Raw genomic sequence first — 16,063 nt, forward strand, 5'->3', positions numbered from 1 at the left:
CCAGGACGCCGCCCATGCGGAAGTCCACCTGCCGTCGTCGGCTGTAGGAGATGACGCTGGAGGCCGAGGAGGCGGCCACGTGGTTGGCCTCGCTGGCCACCGCCACCACCGGCGGAATGCCCATCCAAAGCAGGATGGGGGTCATGAGGAAGCCGCCGCCGATGCCGAACAGGCCGGAGATGAAGCCCACCACCGCCCCCAGCAGGATCAGAATCCCGGCGTTCACCGAGACCTCTGCTATGGGCAGGTAGATATCCACGCCGCCGCGCCTCACTCACCAGGGGCGCGAGACGGTCGCGCCCGTAAACCGGCCGCGCCGGCGGACCTCAACGGGTGAAGACGGAGAGCTTCGAAACCGTCGTCTGGTCGAGGGCGCCGGTGGCGGCCATCCCTTGATCGCGCTGGTAGGCGGCGACTGCAAGGCGCAAGGCCGGGGAAGCCACCCCATCGGTGGGGCCCTGATAATATCCCAAGCGCGACAGCGCCCGCTGGGCGGTCTGCACCGCCGCTGGCGTCGTGGACGCCGCCGTGGCCACGGCGCCCGCCGCAGCCGGAACCGTCGGCTTGAAGGCCGCCGCCGCCCGCTCCGACACGGCCTGAGCCGCGGGCGACAGGCCCGATTTCACCCGCTCGGCGCTGGCCGCAGCATCAGAATCGCCGGCCTCGCCCGCGATCAGGAACCACTTATAGGCTTCGGCCGCATTCTGGCTGACCCCGAAGCCCTCTTCATAGAGCCGGCCCAGATTGTACTGGCTGTCCACCAGGCCCAGTTCCGCCGCCCGGCGGAACCATTGGGCCGCCGTGGTGGAGTTCTTGGGTCCGCCGACCCCTTCGAAGTAATAGAGGGCGAGGTTGTGCATGGCCTTGCGATCGCCGCCCTGGGCCGCCCGCTCGGTCCAGCGGCGCGCCTCGGCCATGTCCTTGGCGATGCCGCGCTCGCCCTGCTCGTAAAGCTTGGCCAGATAGAACTGCGCCGGGGCGTAGCCGAGATTGGCCACGCGGCGCAGCTCAGCGACTCCGGCCCCGGCGCCGGACTCCACTTGACCCACGGCGTCGGCATAGGCCGCGGCCAGGTCCTCAGCAGAGCTGGCGGGCGCCTCCTCGGCCAGTTCGAGGGACTCGCCCTCCGCCGGGGGCGCGCCCTCGACAGCGACCGGGCCGTCTTCGGAGCTGGCCGTCACGGCGCTGGCCACCCGGGCGGGCAGGTCGCCGCCGCCCTCGCCGCTCATCAGAACCATGCCGCCGGCCGCCATGCCCAGGAAGGCCGCGCCGCCGGAAATCAGCAGGGCGGTCTGCAGGGTGGAGCCCGCGCGCTTCTTCGGCCGCACGGAGAAGCCGGAGAACAGGGCGCCGCCGGCCTTGTCTTCCGGCAGGCTCTTGATCTTGCCTTTGGACTTGGCCTTGCGGCCCTTGCCTTCGGCGGCGGGCTGGGCCCGGGCTGCGGCTCGGGCCTGGGCGATCACCTCCCGCGTGGAGAGCTCGCGAGCCGGCGCCTCTGTCCGGGGGGCGGGACCCGCGTCTTCGTCGAAGCCGAAGTCGTCGTCCGCAGCCAGGTCCGTCTCGACGCCGCCCCGCACCCGGGGCGCGTCGAAGGGTTCGGCGAGGGCGGCCGGAGCCAGGCCCGCCGTCGCGCGACGGTCATCGGCGGTGAAGGGGCTGTGGGACAGTTCGGCGGCCAGGGCCTGGGGGCGCTCGGCCTGCGGCGGCGCGCGGCCGAAGCCGTCGGCCGCCTCGAAGTCCTCGGGCTCCAGCGGCGGACGGTCATGCTCCAGGCGCGAACCGGCCGCCGGGAAGGCCTCGGGGGAGGCGAAAGGCTCGATCTCCGGAACCGCGGTCGAAGGCGCCGAGGGCTCGAAGCCGGCGAAATCTTCCAGGCCGAAGGCCGTCTCGGTCACGGCGCGTTCCGCCGCAGGGGCGGGCGCGGGGGCCAAAGCGTCAGCCGCCGGTCTGGGCTCAGCGGCGGCCGGAGCCTCGATCGACCGGGACGTCTCAGCCAGCCGCCGGTCGATCCGCTCCCGGGCCTCCTCCAGCAGACGGGCGGTGCGCTCTTCGCTCTGGCGGATCCGCTCGGCCAAGTCCTCGGCGGTGCGTTCCTGGCGCTGGTTCAGGCGTTCGGTGACCCGGGCGACCTGATCGCCCACGTCGTCGATGGCCTGGGCCGAGCGGCGCTCGGAGCTGGCGATGCGCTCTCCCAGGCGCTCGGTGATCTTGGCGATCTCGCCGCCCAGGCGCTCCAGCGCTTCGGCGTGCAGGGTGTCGGAACGGCCGAGCCTGGCCTCCACGGCGCTGGCGATACGCGCCATCTCGCCGCCCACCGACTGGATGGCCTGGGCGCTGTGGTGTTCGGCGGCCTGAACGCGCCGGTTCAGGTTCTCGGCCATGCTGAGCACTTCGCGCCCCATGGCCTCGATGGCCTGGGCCGAGCGCTGCTCGGCGGCGCGCACATGCTCGGTCATCTCGCCCAGGCGCCGCTCCATGCGGTCGAAGCGACCGTCGGCGGAGGCGTGCAGCTTCTGGGTCATCTCGACCCGGGCGGCCTCCACGCGCTCGGTCAGGCGGGCGGCCAGTTCCTCGAGCCGGCGATCGATGCCCGGGGCTTCGCCGCCCTCCACCGCGTTCAACCGGCCATCGAGGCTGGCGAAGGAATGGCGCAGATTCTCCAGGGCCTCGGCGGTGCGGGCCTCGGCCTCGCTCAACCGGTTGGAGACCCGGCCGACCACCTCCTCGATGAGGCCAGGGGACTCGCTGCCCCCTTGCGCCTCCACCCGTTCCATCCGCGCCTCCAGGGCGCCCAGCATGTCGCGGGTGCGGGTTTCGCCCTCATAGAGGTGATTGGCCACCTTGCCCAAGGCGCCTTCCAGAGCGCGCAGAGCCTCGGCCGAACGCGGTCCCACGGCCTCGGCTTCCACCCGGCGCAGGCGTTCGCCCAGGCGCGTCTGGTGGCCGGCCACCTCCTCCACGGCGCCCTCGAAGCGGGCGGCCACGGCGATGTGTTCGCGCTCGGCGGCCTCGATGCGCGCCAGGGCGGCGCGGACGGAGTGCTCCACTCCGTTGATGGCCAGGCCCGTGCGGCTTTCGGAGGCTTCCAGACGCTCGCTCAGACGGTCCAGAGCGATGGCGATGCGGCCCATCTCATCGGCGGGGTGCTCGGCGGCCTCCACCCGGCGGGGAGCGTCCTCGCCGCGGCGCTGGGTCTCGAAATAGGCGGCGGGCGGACGGCGCGCGAGGTCGGCCTCGGAGACGGCGTCTTCCGGTCCCTCGTCGTCCAGGATCATGCGATTGAGCCACTCGCCCAGGGTCATGCCCGAGCGCCGGGCCAGGTCCTTGGCGACCTCCCGGGCCTTTGGGTCAATCCCCTTGACGCTCCATGGCGTCGCCGCCGTCATCGAATCAAATCTCCTACCCCACCCCGGACGCTAGCCACCGATTCTAGGGGTGTAAACGCGGCGTTAACGCTAGATATAGCGTTGAGGCCGATGAGCTGTGGATGACGCGGGCGCAGGGCGCCCAGGCTGAAGAGCTGAACGGCGCCGAGGGTTAACGATAGGTTAAGGTCCGCCCATCGAGACGGTTTGCCGCCGCCCGCGCCGTGGGCTAGGGGAGCGGAATGAGCCTTACCCTCACCCTGGGCCTGGGCGCCGTTCTGCTGGCGCTGACCCTGTTCGCCGCCTGGCGCGGCGCGCGACCGCCGGACCTGCGGCGCGGACCGCGGCTGATCCCCTATCGCTTTCTGATGCTGATGGGGGCCGCGGGCCTGATCGTGATCCTGGTGCATCTGGTGAACCTGATGGGCGTCACCACCGGGCGCGGACCCGTCTATTAGGTCGCGCTCCGCGAGGCCTCGGGGGCCGCCGGCGCGTCGACCCGCTTGGGCCGCTTGGTGAGGCCCGCCATCCCCCCGGAGGACAGCAGCCCCACATCGGCCAGCAGGAGGGGAATGGCCCACTTGTGCGGCGCGGCCAGATAGCGCGGCTGCCAGAGAGGATCGTACTTGTCCTTGTACTTTCGCACGCCCTGGAAGTTGTAGATTTCCTCCCCCCGCTCGAACAGCAGCCGGCCGACCCGGGACATGATGGGGGCGAAGGGCCGGTCCTCCAGCCCCGCCAGGGGAGCCATGCCGAACTCGAAGGCGTGATAGCCCTGGGCCTTGCCCCAGGCGATCAGCTCGATGAACAGATAGTCCATGATGTTCTTCGGCGCGGCGTCGGAATAGCGCATCAGATCCATGGAGAAGGCCGTCCGCCCGCCGGTGATCCAGAGGGTGGCGAAGGCCACGATCACCCCTTCCTGCCGCACCACGGCGATGGGGAATTCCGACACATAGGCCGGCTTGAAGGCCCCCATGGTGAAGGCCTTTTCACCGCCGGCATGGTGGTCCAGCCACTCGTCGGAGACCCTTTGAAGATCGTCCATCACCGGATAGGCGCCGCCCGGCGGCAGGACCTCGAAGGTCGCGCCCTCCTCGCCGGCCTTGCGCCAGGCGCGGCGCAGATTGCCCCGTTTGCGCCCCTCCACCGAGAAGGTCTCCAGGGGCACGATGGCCGCCTCGCCGATCTTCTGCAGCGAGAAGCCCAGTTCCACCACCTCGGGCAGGTCCTCAGGACCCAGGGCGTAAAGGCCAGGGCGAGCGGCATGGGCGTCGGCCATCTCCCGGAAGCTCCAGAGCAGCTCCAGCCGTTCGTCCCGTCGGCCCACAGGAGCGCCCAGGGCGATCCAGGAGCGCCCGCGCACCCCGAACATCAGGAAGGTCTCGCCGCTCTGGGAGAAGATGAAGCGCTTGTCGCCCAGGAGCGCCAGGTTGGAGCTGGGCTCGGCGGCCTGCGCCTTGGCCAGGATGGCGCGCACGCGCTCGAACTCCGCATCGCCGGTATTGACCACCCGGGGCGTCGCCGCCGAGGCGAAGAGTCGCCAGAGGCCGAACGCCATCAGCGCCAGAGCCGCCCCCACCCACCCGCGGATGGCGCGGGCCGCGTCGTCCTCGACCATCACGCTGATCCAGCTGCGATGGCCGTAGTCGGCATTCTGGAACGACCAGACCCCCAGGATCCCCGCCCCGGCCAGCAGGGCCGCAGCCGAGATCATCCAGCCCGGCGTGATCTCCATCCGCGAAAGCCGGGCGGTGCGGCCGAAAGCCGCGCGGAAGGGCGCCAGCGCCAGCATCAGGGCGGCCAGCCAGGCCGTCTCCTCCCAGACGATGCCCTTGAGCAGGGTGAGCGGCAGGGAGAGCGCCAGGACCACCATGGTGGCGATCCAGGCGGCGTCCAGCCGGGCGCGCAGGCCGAAGGCCAGGAGAATCAGCACAAGGCCCAGGACGCTGGAAAGAAAGTGGCTGAGCTCGATGAGCAGGACGGGCGCCATCTCCACCAGCAGGAGGAAGCGGCGGGGCACGGACGGGGTGGCGGCCGAGACGATCAGCATGACGCCGGCGGCGAGGGTCAGCGCCGCTGCGGTCAGCGGGGCGACGGCCATGGCCGCCGGCCGCAGTTCGCGCAAGAGCTTCATGAGGTCGTGCGTCCCGGTCGCCTGCTTGCGTCCATATAGACTGGATTCGACGCCCGCTGTGAGCCCGCGGCCTTAAACAAGTGTTCAAGCCCGTCTTGCCCCGCCCGCGCCCGGCGCTAATGTGGCGCGCGAAAATCATCAGGTTCCAGGACAAGGGAGACAGCCATGGCCGACTTCGGCGGCGGAGACCTCGACACCTTCCGGTCGGACGTCCGGGCCTGGCTTGAGGCGGAGTATCCCGCCGAACTTCGCGACCCGTCCGCCAAGGTCGATCCGGAAGCCATGTGGGGCGGCCGTCGGTTCGAGGGGTCCAACGACCCGCAGATCGCCTGGATGCGCAAGGTGGCCCGCAAGGGCTGGACCGCCCCGACCTGGCCGGCCGAGTACGGCGGCGGCGGTCTGACGCCCGCCCAGGCCCGGATCGTCGAACAGGAGATGGCCGCCGGCCGCTACCGCACGCCGCTGGCCTCCTTCGGCGTCTGGATGCTGGGCCCGGTCCTGATGGAGTACGGGAACGAGGCCCAGAAGCAGGAACATCTGCCCAAGATCATCAACGGCGAAATCCGCTGGTGCCAGGGCTATTCCGAGCCCGGCGCGGGGTCGGACCTCGCCTCCCTCCAGACCCGCTGCGAGGACAAGGGCGACCACTGGCTGATCAACGGCCAGAAGATCTGGACCTCTTACGCCGACAAGGCCGACTGGTGCTTCTGTCTGGTGCGCACCGACACGACGAAGAAGCATGAGGGCGTTTCGTTCGTCCTCATCGACATGCGCACACCGGGCGTCGAGACCCGCCCGATCCAGCTGATCTCCGGCGAAAGCCCGTTCTGCGAGACCTTCTTCACCGATGTGAAGGTCCCCAAGGAGAACCTGGTCGGCAAGGTCAATGGCGGCTGGGAAATCGCCAAGCGCCTGCTGCAGTACGAGCGCCAGAACATTTCCGGCGGCTTCGGCGGCGGCGGCGGGGCCGGCGGCGCGGCGGGCGATCTTGGCCAGCTGGCCAAGACCTATGTCGGCGCTGACGAAAGCGGCGCCCTGGCCGACAGTGATCTGCGCCAGCGCATCACGCTGAACAAGATGAACATGCAGTGCCTGGGTCTGACCATCGCCCGCAGTGCGGCGGAGTCCAAGGCCGGCGGCGGTCCCAGCGCGGCGGTCTCGATCATCAAGTATGCGGCGGCCACCTTCGCCCAGGAGCGCTCCGAGCTGATGGTCGAGGCCATGGGCCACCAGGGCCTGGGCTGGGAAGGCGACGACTACAAGGGCGGCGAGCTGCTGGCCGTGCGCGGCTGGCTGCGGTCCAAGGGCAATTCCATCGAGGGCGGCACCAGCGAGGTGAACCTCAACGTCATCTCCAAGCGCGTGCTGGGGCTGCCCGACCCGAAATAGACTGACCCTGCGACGGGGCCGGGCGCATTTTCGCCCGGCCGAATGCGACGATTTTTAAAGGCGGATTTCACATGGCCGATTTTGGCGGCGACCTGGAGACCTTCCGCGGCGAGGCCAAGGCCTGGCTCGAGGAGAACTTCCCCAAGAGCCTGGCGGGCGACCCCGTCGCTCAGACCGCGAAGATGAGCGGCGGCGAGGAGAGCGCCGAGGCCCGTCTGTGGCGTGAGCGCATGGGCGCCAAGGGCTGGGGCGTTCCCACCTGGCCCAAAGAGTACGGCGGCGGCGGGCTCTCGCGCCAGGAGGCCGGGGTTCTGGCCAAGGAAATGGCCGCCATCGGGGCGCGCAACCCCATCGGCGGCATGGGCGTGATGATGTTCGGCCCCACCCTGCTGGAGTATGGGACAGAGGCCCTGAAGCGCCAGCACATGCCGGGCATCGTCACCGGCGCCGTCCGCTGGTGCCAGGGCTATTCCGAGCCGGGGTCCGGCTCCGACCTCGCCTCGCTGCAGACGCGGGCCGAGGACAAGGGCGACCACTATCTGGTCAACGGCCAGAAAATCTGGACCTCGGGCGCCAATCTCGCCGACTGGTGCTTCTGCCTGGTGCGCACCGACACCAGCAAGAAGCATGAGGGCATCTCCTTCTTGCTGATCGACATGACTTCACCAGGGGTTGAGGTGCGGCCGATCCGCCTGATCAATGGCGGCTCGCCCTTCTGCGAAACCTTCTTCACCGACGTGAAGGTGCCCAAGGACCAGCTGTTCGGCCCGCTGAACGGCGGCTGGACGGTGGCCAAGCGCCTGCTTCAGTTCGAACGCGACAACATTTCGGCCGGGCTGGGCGGCGGCAACATCGGCGCGCCCGCGGCCGTGCTGAGCGTGCAGGACGCGGCCAAGCAATATGTGGGCGTGGACGAAACCGGGCGGATCGCCGATCACGACCTGCGGCGGCGGATCATCGAGCATCGGATGGAGGCGCAGTCCTTCCAGCTCACCGTCCGCCGGGCGGCCGATGAGGCCAAGTCCAACGCCGGCCCGTCGGCGGCCACCTCGATCATGAAATATGCCGGGGCCAAGATCGCCCAGGACCGCAATGAGCTGATGGTCGAGGCTCTCGGCCACCAGGGGCTCGGCTGGGACGGCGATGGCTTCGCCGAGCCGGAACTGGCCCTGGTCCGGGCCTGGCTGCGGTCGAAGGGGAATTCCATCGAGGGCGGCACCTCGGAGATCAATCTGAACGTCGTCTCCAAGCGGGTCCTGGGCCTGCCGGATCCGAAGTGACGGTGACTCCCCGGCCGGCATACTCCGTGCTATAATAGATACTAACATAATGAATTTTAGGGAGAATATTCATGGCTGATTTTGGCGGAGCCGATCTCGACGCTTTCCGCACCCAGGCGCGTGAGTGGCTGGAAGCGAATTTCCCCAAGTCCCTGGCCAAGAATGAAGAGGCCCAGACCCAGGCCCTGGCCGGCGGCGCCAAGCTGGAAGGCGACGTGCTCGCCTGGCGCGACCGCATGGGCGAGAAGGGCTGGGGCGTCCCCACCTGGCCGGCCCAGTATGGCGGCGGCGGCCTCTCCCGCGACGAAGCCCGGGTGCTGCAGCAGGAAATGGCCGCCATCGGCGCCTGGAACCCCATCGGCGGCATGGGCGTGGGCATGTTCGGTCCCACCCTGCTGGAATACGGCACCGAAGATCAGAAGAAGAAGTACATCCCCGACATCGTCACCGGAAAGGTGCGCTGGTGCCAGGGCTTCTCTGAGCCTGGCGCGGGCTCCGACCTGGCCTCCCTTCAGACCAAGGCCGAGGACAAGGGCGACCACTTCCTGGTGAACGGCCAGAAGATCTGGACCTCAGGCGGCCAGTGGGCCGACATGATCTTCTGTCTGGTCCGCACCGACCAGACCAAGAAGCATGAAGGCATCTCCTTCGTGGTCTTCTCCATGCATCAGCCCGGGGTCGAGGTCCGCCCGATCCGCCTGATCGCCGGCTCCTCGCCCTTCTGCGAAACCTTCTTCACCGACGTGAAGGTGCCCAAGGAGAACCTGATCGGCCCGCTGAACGGCGGCTGGACCGTGGCCAAGCGCCTGCTGCAGCACGAGCGCAGCGGCATGGGCGGCCGGGCCGGCGAAGGCGGCGGCGGCAAGCGCGAGGCCCTGGGCCTGGTGGCCAAGAAGTATGTGGGCGAGGACGAACAGGGCCGCCTGGCCGATCCGGACCTGCGCACCCGCATCGTGATGAACGACATGGACCTCAAGGCCCTGCAGCAGACGGTCCGCCGCGCGGCCCAGGAAGCCAAGGGCAATGCCGGCCCGTCGGCCACCACCTCGATCATGAAGAACGCCAACATGAAAGTGGCGCAGGAACGGGCGGAACTGACCCTGGAGTTCATGGGCCACCAAGGCCTGGGCTGGGAGGGTGACGACTTCACGGCCGACGAACTGGCGGCCGTGCGCGGCTGGCTTTCGGGCAAGGCGGGGTCGATCTATGGCGGCTCCAACGAGGTGCAGAACAACATCATTTCCAAACGCATCCTCGGCCTGCCGGACCCCACCGCGGCCAAGTGATTTAGAAACCTGATTTTCAAGGAGAATTTTTATGGCTGACTTTGGCGGCTCTGATCTGGACGCCTTCCGCACGGAAGCGCGGGACTGGATCGAAGCCAACTTCCCCAAGTCCCTGAAGGGCAAGGGCGGCATGATGATGCGCGAAGAGCGCACCGAGCCCACCCCGGACATGGACGCCTGGCGCAAGGCCATGGGGGAAAAGGGCTGGGGCGTCCCCACCTGGCCGACCCAGTATGGCGGCGGCGGTCTGACGCCGGCCCACGCCCGGATCATCCAGCAGGAGCTGGGCCGCGTGGGCGCCTACAACCCCATCGGCGGCATGGGCGTGATGATGTTCGGCCCGACCCTGCTGGAGTACGGCACCGAGGCCCAGAAGCAGCAGCACATCCCCCCGATCGTGCGGGGCGAACTGCAATGGTGCCAGGGCTTCTCCGAACCGGGCGCCGGCTCGGACCTGGCCTCGCTGCAGACCCGCGCCGAGGACATGGGCGACCACTACATCGTCAACGGCCAGAAGATCTGGACCTCCGGCGCCCAGTGGGCCCAGTGGTGCTTCTGCCTGGTGCGCACCGACACCACCAAGAAGCATGAAGGCATCTCCTTCGTGCTGTTCCCCATGGACACCCCCGGGGTCGAGGTTCGCCCGATCCCGCTGATCGCCGGCAACTCGCCCTTCTGCGAAACCTTCCTGACCAATGTCCGGGTCGAGAAGGACCAGGTGGTCGGCCCGGTGAACGGCGGCTGGACGGTGGCCAAGCGCCTGCTGCAGCATGAGCGTTCGGGCCTGTCGGGCGCCGGCGGCGGCGGCGGCGGCGGCCGCTCCCTGGTCAAGCTGGCCAAGGAATATGTTGGGACCGACGAAGCCGGCCGTCTGGCCGACAGCGATCTGCGCACCCGCGTGATCATGAACGAGATCGACGGCCGGGCCTTCCAGCTCACCGCCCTGCGGGCGATGGCGGAATCCAAGGCCAACGCCGGTCCCTCGGCGGCGACCTCGATCATGAAGAACGCCGGCACCCGCTGGATGCAGGACCGCGCCGAGCTGACGATCGAACTCATGGGCCACCAAGGCCTGGGCTGGGAAGGCGACGACTTCACCGCTGAGGAACTGGCCGCCGTGCGCGGCTGGCTGGGCGGCAAGGCGACGACCATCTACGGCGGTTCGCAGGAGGTGCAGAACAACATCATCTCCAAGCGGATCCTCGGCCTGCCCGATCCGAAATAAGCGTCATCGAATTTTTATAGGGAAATCAATAATATGGCCGTTCTCAACGAAGAACAGACGATGCTCCGCGACGCCGCGAAGAGCTGGGTCCAGGAAAAGTCGCCGGTCACCGCCTTCCGCAAAATGCGCGATAGCGGGGTGGAACTGGGCTACGACGCCAACGCCTGGAACGAAATGGCCGAGATGGGCTGGGCCGGGGTGATCATCCCCGAAGACTTCGGCGGCTCGGATTTCGGCTACCTCTCCATGGGCCTGATCCTGGAGGAAACCGGCCGCACCCTGACCGCCTCCCCGCTGCTGGCCTCCGGCCTCGCCGCGGCCTCGGCCCTGGTGCTGGGCGGCTCTGACGCGCAGAAGTCCGAATGGCTGCCCAAGATCGCCGGTGGCGAAGTCGTGGGCACGCTGGCCGTGGACGAAGGCGCTCATCACGCCCCGGAAAAGGTCGCCCTGAAGGCCGAGAAGTCCGGCGCGGGCTACAAGCTCACCGGCGCCAAGTCCTTCGTGCTGGAAGGCCTGGCGGCCAACCTGCTGATCGTCTCGGCCCGCACCTCGGGCAAGCCGGGCGACACCGACGGCATCACCCTGTTCCTGGTCCCGGCCGACGCCAAGGGCGTGTCGCGCAAGCGCCTGCACCTGGCCGACAGCCGCGGCGCGGCCAACATCACCTTCGACGGCGTCGAAGTGGGTGCGGACGCCGTCCTGGGCGAAGTCGACAAGGGCTGGCCGCTGCTGGAGAAGACCCTGGACCGCGCCCGCGCGGGTCTGGCCGCCGAAATGCTCGGCTCGGCCCTCCAGGCCTTCGAAACCACCCTGGACTACCTCAAGGTCCGCGTGCAGTTCGGCCAGGTGATCGGTTCGTTCCAGGCCCTGCAGCACCGTGCGGCCAAGATGTTCACCGATCTGGAACTGGCCCGTTCGGCCGTCGAAGCCGCCCTGCAGGCCATCGACGCCGACACCCCGGACGTTCCGGAACTGGTGAGCCTGGCCAAGGCCAAGATGGGCGACGTCTTCCACCTCGTCTCCAACGAGATGGTTCAGATGCATGGCGGCATCGGCATGACCGACGCTCACGACGCGGGCTTCTATCTGAAGCGCGCCCGTGCGGCCGAGGCGGCCTATGGCAGCCAGTCCTATCACCGCGACCGTTACGCCCGTATCCAGGGCTATTGATCCTGCGGGGTCTCGCCGGGGCTAGGACGCCACCGGCGAGACCAGGCAAGGACGTCAAACCCCCGGCTTCGCGCCGGGGGTTTTTTCTTGGCCGGCGGCTTGAGGAGCCGGCGCGGCCTCCTCCTGGGCCTCGGCCTTGAGCCGGTCGATCTGCTGGCGGATGTGGGCGGCCTCGGCGGCGCTGCCGGCCAGGGCCACGGCGCGGTCGAACGCCTCGCGCGCCTCCGCCGCCCGACCCAGGCGCATGAGAAAACTGCCCCGGGTCCCATGGAAATGGAAATAGGCCGACAGCCGATCGGCCAGGGGCTCGATCAGCTCCAGGGCCGCCTCAGGCCCCCCGACCTTCGACACCGCCACGGCCCGGTTGAGGGTCACCACCGGCGAGGGCATGTGCCGCTCCAGCGCCTGATAGAGCCCGGCGATCTGCGGCCAGTCGGTCTGGTCGGGACGGGCGGCGCGGGCGTGGAGGGCCGCGATGGCCGCCTGGATCTGATAGGGACCGGGACGGGCTTGGCGCACGGCCTTGTCCACCAGGGCCAGCCCCTCGGCGATCATCATGCCGTTCCAGGCCCGGCGGTCCTGATCGTCCAGCAGGATCACCTGACCCTCGGCGTCGAACCTGGCCTGGGTGCGGGCATGCTGCAGCAGCATCAGGGCGGTCAGGCCCAGGATTTCCGGCTCGGCGGGAAAGAGGCGCAGCAGCAGCCGCCCCAGGCGGATCGCCTCGCCGCACAGGCTGGCCCGTTCGGGCGTCTCCACCGGATTGGCGGAATAGCCCTCATTGAACACCAGGTAGATCATGGCCGCCACGGCCGCCAGCCGCTCGGCACGCTCCACAGCTCCTGGCGTCTCGAAGCTGGCGCCGGAGCGACGCACCCTGGCCTTGGCGCGGGTGATGCGCTGCTCCATGGCCGCCTCCCCCACCAGGAAGGCGCGGGCGATCTGCGGCACGGTGAGCCCGCAGACGATCCGCAGGGCCAGCGCGATCTGCTGAGTCGCCGGCAGGTCGGGATGGGCGCAGGTGAACATCAGGCGCAGCACGTCGTCCCGGTAGTCGGCGCCGTCCAGCCGCTCGGCCAGGTCGGCCTCGGCGTCCTCCAGGTCGGAAACCAGGGTCTCTTCGGGCAGGGTGGTTTCCCGCGCCCGCCGCCGGGCGCCGTCCACACCGGCGTTGCGCCCCACCATGACGAGCCAGGCGGTGGGGTCCCGCGGCGGTCCCTTGTCCGGCCAGGTGCGCAGGGCCCGCAGGCAGGCCTCCTGGAAGGCCTCCTCGGCCGTGTCGAGGTCGCGGAAATAGCGCAGCAGGGCCGCCATGGCCTGGGGCCGGGCGCCGGCCAGCACCCCGTCGATCCAGGCGGCCAGGTCGCTCACCGGGCGCCGTCGGCGGATGGATGGCCCGGAGGCAGCTGGCTGGCGTGGAACAGACCCACCGGCCGCAGTTCATAGGCGCCCCCGGGATTGGCCTTCGCCAGCTCCTGCGCCGCCTCCAGGGCCTGATCCAGGTTCTCGCAATCGACGATGTAGAAGCCCAGGAGCTGTTCCTTGGTTTCGGCGAAGGGGCCATCCAGCACCAGGGGCGGGTCGGTGTCCTTGCGCAGGGTGGTCGCCGCCGAGGTGGGCAGAAGCCGCGCCACAGGCCCCAGCCGACCCTCCGCCGCCAGCTTCTGGTGCACGAGGTCGAGCCTGGCCATGACCTCGGCGTCCTGCGCGGCCGACCAGCCGCCGACCACGGCCTCGGAGTGGTAGCAAAGAATGGCGTAGAGCATGGAATCTCCTAAAGCAGACAAAGGACGCGCAGGGGCCGGCGCAGACGACACCCTCACGAACAGAAAGACCAGCCCGCCCCGCCTCGGGCGCCGCGCGCCCTCGCCAAGGGGGGTAAAACTCGCTATCGGGGCGCCAGGCCATCACAGGGGGAGAGCGTCGGCGTGGACCAGGATTCACTGTGGAGCGTCATCCTCCTGGGCGTCATCGAGGGGGTGACGGAGTTCCTGCCCGTCTCGTCCACAGGCCACCTCATCCTCGCCAGCGAGCTCCTGGGCTTCAAGGGGCCGGGCGAGTCGACCTTCAAGATCGTGGTGCAGCTGGGCGCGATCCTGGCCGTGCTGGTGGTCTATTTCCAGCGTTTCTGGAACGCCGGCCTCGGCGTGCTGCAGGGCCGAGCCGACGACATCGCCTTTGCGCGCAACATCCTGCTGGCCATCGTCCCGGCGATGATCATCGGTGTCTTCGCCTATGACGGCATCAAGTTCATGCTGGAATCTCCCATGATCGTGGCGGTGGCCCTGATCCTGGGCGGGGTGGCGATCCTGGTCATCGAGCGCCTGGCGCCCCAGGCCCGCATCATGCGCATCGAGGCCTTGTCCTGGAAGAACGCCCTGCTGATCGGCCTGATGCAGTGCATGGCCATGATCCCCGGCGTCTCTCGGTCCGGGGCGACCATCATGGGCTCCCTGCTGATGGGGGTGGAGCGCAAGACCGCGGCGGAGTTCACCTTCTTCCTCGCCGCGCCCACCATGCTCGCAGCCACGGTCTATGACCTCTACAAGTCCTGGGACCTGCTGAACTTCGAGGACTTCACCGCCATCGGCATCGGCTTCCTGGTGGCCTTCCTCACTGCCCTGGCGGTGGTCAAGAGCTTGGTCGCGGTGGTGGGTCGCTACGGGTTCGCGCCCTTCGCCTGGTACCGCATCGTGCTGGGCGGGGCGGCCATGACCTATCTGCTCATGCGCTGAATTCGCCCGACCAAGCGATTTCCACACGGACTGACAGGGAGTGTCGAGTGCTCGACAGTCCCGCTCAAGCTGTCTCGATAATTTGACTCGCCGTCCCGCGACGGTGTTCCGATTCTCGATACAGAGGCCTCAACTCCCATTGAAGAACAGGCTGATTGAGGCCCTGCCCCCGGCCGAGGCGAGCCGGCTGGCGCCGCATATGGTGGTGGTCGACATGGAGCGGGGGCGCACGGCGCACGAGGCCGGCGACCCCGTCGAGCACGTGCTCTTTCCCTTGAGCGGCGTGATTTCCCTCATGACCCTGCTGGAGAACGGCGGGGCGATCGAATGTGGCATGGTGGGCAATGAAGGCGCCGTGGGGCTGCCCGCGGCCCTGCGACCGCGGACGGCCCTGGTGCGGGCGGTAGTCCAGGCTCCAACCCGGGCCATCCGCGTATCGGCCAGCGTGATGCAGGAGGTCTGGCCCCACGATCAGCGGCTGCGCGCCCTGGTGGACCTCAATTCCGAGGCGCTCTACATCCAGGCCGCGCAGTCAGTCGCCTGCAACGCGTCTCACTCGGTGGAAGAGCGGCTGTGCCGCTGGCTGCTGTCCTTTCAGGATCGCCTGCCTGGTCAGGTCCTGCGCCTCACCCAGGAGTATCTGGCCGACATGATGGGCGTGCAGCGGACCACCATCACCGCGGTGGCCCGCCATCTGCAGGCCCGCGGCGCCATCCGCTACCGGCGGGGCCAGATCGAGGTGGTCGATCGTCAGGCCCTCGAGCTCTGCGCCTGCGAGTGCTACGGCGTCGTGCGCCGCGCCTGCGGACATGGGGCGCCGGGCGAGGGGCCGGGCCTTAACGGTGAAAGTTCAGGACCATCCTAGTCCCGCCCCCGGGAACGGCGGCGTAGTCGAGGGATCCGCGCACCTGACTGGCCAGGCTGCGGACGAACCAGAGTCCGAAGCGCTCCCGGGGCGCCCCGCCCGCCGGGCCTGGGCCGGAGTCCTCGACGACGAGCCGCATCATGTCGCCCTCCCCGGGCGCCACCCGAACCGTCACCCGATGGGGTCCGGATACGGGGACCCCATGCTGCAGGGCGTTGCCCACCAGTTCCCCCACCACCAGGGCCAGGGTCGAGGCGGTCTGGTCACGGACGATCAGGCTTCCGCAGTCGATCTCGATCTCGGCGGGGGGCGCAGCCTGGCGGCGACGCCAGATCTGAGCCATCTCCGCGAGATAGGCGCCGAAATCGACGCCGTCGGCGACCCGGTGCCGCTCCAGCGCGCCCAAGGCGCCGATGGCATCGGCGATCCAGGACATCTGACGGCGGACTTCCGGCTCGACCGTCTTCTGCCCCCGCATCCGCGCCAGGGTGGCCAGGAGCTGCAGGGTGTTGGCCGACCGATGGCGGATTTCTGAAACCGCCTCGCGCGCCTGTCCTTCGCCTTCCCCGGCCATTTCGCCCCCACCCTTGACCCGCAAGCCTGCACTAAGC

14 protein-coding genes are annotated in these 16,063 nt (G+C 69.0%); 8 read left to right on the plus strand and 6 right to left on the minus strand.

Translation table 11 applies throughout. The features are described from left to right. Nucleotides 1-259 (minus strand): TSUP family transporter (locus V7D28_RS08140; RefSeq protein ID WP_333586881.1); only part of this gene is annotated, 259 nt, incomplete at its 3' end. A 67-nt stretch (nt 260-326) separates the two neighbouring features. Next, nucleotides 327-3,386, minus strand: coding sequence for an SEL1-like repeat protein (locus V7D28_RS08145; protein WP_333586882.1), 3,060 nt, complete (start codon nt 3,384-3,386; stop codon nt 327-329). 221 nt (nt 3,387-3,607) lie between these two features. Between V7D28_RS08145 and V7D28_RS08150 the strand changes: the two genes are divergently transcribed. After that, entirely contained in the window at nt 3,608-3,823 is a 216-nt protein-coding gene (locus V7D28_RS08150; RefSeq protein ID WP_333586883.1) for a hypothetical protein, read from the plus strand. On the opposite strand, the gene V7D28_RS08155 is transcribed toward V7D28_RS08150, so the two are convergent. Further along, on the minus strand, nt 3,820-5,502 hold the full coding sequence (locus V7D28_RS08155) for a bifunctional lysylphosphatidylglycerol flippase/synthetase MprF (RefSeq protein WP_333586884.1): 1,683 nt from the start codon (nt 5,500-5,502) through the stop codon (nt 3,820-3,822). The two genes, V7D28_RS08150 and V7D28_RS08155, sit on opposite strands and share 4 nt — an antisense overlap. A 165-nt stretch (nt 5,503-5,667) precedes the next feature. Here V7D28_RS08155 and V7D28_RS08160 point away from each other — a divergent pair, with 165 nt between their 5' ends. The 5 genes from V7D28_RS08160 to V7D28_RS08180 all read left to right on the plus strand — a co-directional run bounded on the left by V7D28_RS08160 (nt 5,668) and on the right by V7D28_RS08180 (nt 11,852). Then, a complete protein-coding gene (locus tag V7D28_RS08160) occupies nt 5,668-6,891 on the plus strand; it encodes an acyl-CoA dehydrogenase family protein (RefSeq protein WP_333586885.1) in 1,224 nt (407 codons plus the stop codon). 71 nt (nt 6,892-6,962) lie between these two features. Continuing rightward, entirely contained in the window at nt 6,963-8,171 is a 1,209-nt protein-coding gene (locus V7D28_RS08165) for an acyl-CoA dehydrogenase family protein (RefSeq protein ID WP_333586886.1), read from the plus strand. A gap of 71 nt (nt 8,172-8,242) precedes the next feature. Next, nucleotides 8,243-9,457 carry an acyl-CoA dehydrogenase family protein gene (locus V7D28_RS08170; protein ID WP_333586887.1) on the plus strand — a complete coding sequence of 405 codons (1,215 nt, stop codon included), beginning with the start codon at nt 8,243-8,245 and terminating at the stop codon, nt 9,455-9,457. A 31-nt stretch (nt 9,458-9,488) separates the two neighbouring features. After that, the gene (locus V7D28_RS08175) at nt 9,489-10,682 is read left to right on the plus strand and encodes an acyl-CoA dehydrogenase family protein (protein ID WP_333586888.1); all 1,194 of its coding nucleotides are present in this window, start codon (nt 9,489-9,491) and stop codon (nt 10,680-10,682) included. Nucleotides 10,683-10,715: 33 nt separating this feature from the next. After that, nucleotides 10,716-11,852 carry an acyl-CoA dehydrogenase family protein gene (locus tag V7D28_RS08180; protein ID WP_333586889.1) on the plus strand — a complete coding sequence of 379 codons (1,137 nt, stop codon included), beginning with the start codon at nt 10,716-10,718 and terminating at the stop codon, nt 11,850-11,852. Nucleotides 11,853-11,906: 54 nt separating this feature from the next. Here the strand turns inward: V7D28_RS08180 and V7D28_RS08185 are convergent, their stop codons facing one another. Continuing rightward, nucleotides 11,907-13,223 (minus strand): RNA polymerase sigma factor, encoded by a 1,317-nt coding sequence (locus V7D28_RS08185; protein WP_333586890.1) that lies wholly within the window; start codon nt 13,221-13,223, stop codon nt 11,907-11,909. Beyond that, nucleotides 13,220-13,618, minus strand: coding sequence for a YciI family protein (locus tag V7D28_RS08190; RefSeq protein ID WP_333586891.1), 399 nt, complete (start codon nt 13,616-13,618; stop codon nt 13,220-13,222). The genes V7D28_RS08185 and V7D28_RS08190 overlap by 4 nt, the downstream gene beginning before the upstream one ends. Before the next feature lie 162 nt (nt 13,619-13,780). Between V7D28_RS08190 and V7D28_RS08195 the strand changes: the two genes are divergently transcribed. Both V7D28_RS08195 and V7D28_RS08200 read left to right on the plus strand, forming a co-directional pair. Beyond that, on the plus strand, nt 13,781-14,587 hold the full coding sequence (locus V7D28_RS08195; RefSeq protein ID WP_333586892.1) for an undecaprenyl-diphosphate phosphatase: 807 nt from the start codon (nt 13,781-13,783) through the stop codon (nt 14,585-14,587). Nucleotides 14,588-14,726: 139 nt separating this feature from the next. Next, nucleotides 14,727-15,452, plus strand: coding sequence for a Crp/Fnr family transcriptional regulator (locus tag V7D28_RS08200; protein WP_333586893.1), 726 nt, complete (start codon nt 14,727-14,729; stop codon nt 15,450-15,452). On the opposite strand, the gene V7D28_RS08205 is transcribed toward V7D28_RS08200, so the two are convergent. Next, on the minus strand, nt 15,424-16,063 hold a 640-nt coding region (locus tag V7D28_RS08205), incomplete at its 5' end, for a sensor histidine kinase (protein ID WP_333586894.1). The two genes, V7D28_RS08200 and V7D28_RS08205, sit on opposite strands and share 29 nt — an antisense overlap.

Source organism: Phenylobacterium sp. (assembly GCF_036723115.1).
In the GTDB taxonomy this organism is placed as follows: Bacteria; Pseudomonadota; Alphaproteobacteria; order Caulobacterales; family Caulobacteraceae; genus Phenylobacterium.

What these genes read in the sequence shown, in the direction of transcription:
- V7D28_RS08175 (WP_333586888.1), top strand. Translation starts at nt 9,489, where the DNA reads ATGGCTGACTTTGGCGGCTCTGATCTGGACGCCTTCCGCACGGAAGCG.
- V7D28_RS08155 (WP_333586884.1), bottom strand. Translation starts at nt 5,502, where the DNA reads ATGAAGCTCTTGCGCGAACTGCGGCCGGCGGCCATGGCCGTCGCCCCG.
- V7D28_RS08165 (WP_333586886.1), top strand. Translation starts at nt 6,963, where the DNA reads ATGGCCGATTTTGGCGGCGACCTGGAGACCTTCCGCGGCGAGGCCAAG.
- V7D28_RS08180 (WP_333586889.1), top strand. Translation starts at nt 10,716, where the DNA reads ATGGCCGTTCTCAACGAAGAACAGACGATGCTCCGCGACGCCGCGAAG.
- V7D28_RS08190 (WP_333586891.1), bottom strand. Translation starts at nt 13,618, where the DNA reads ATGCTCTACGCCATTCTTTGCTACCACTCCGAGGCCGTGGTCGGCGGC.
- V7D28_RS08170 (WP_333586887.1), top strand. Translation starts at nt 8,243, where the DNA reads ATGGCTGATTTTGGCGGAGCCGATCTCGACGCTTTCCGCACCCAGGCG.
- V7D28_RS08145 (WP_333586882.1), bottom strand. Translation starts at nt 3,386, where the DNA reads ATGACGGCGGCGACGCCATGGAGCGTCAAGGGGATTGACCCAAAGGCC.
- V7D28_RS08150 (WP_333586883.1), top strand. Translation starts at nt 3,608, where the DNA reads ATGAGCCTTACCCTCACCCTGGGCCTGGGCGCCGTTCTGCTGGCGCTG.
- V7D28_RS08160 (WP_333586885.1), top strand. Translation starts at nt 5,668, where the DNA reads ATGGCCGACTTCGGCGGCGGAGACCTCGACACCTTCCGGTCGGACGTC.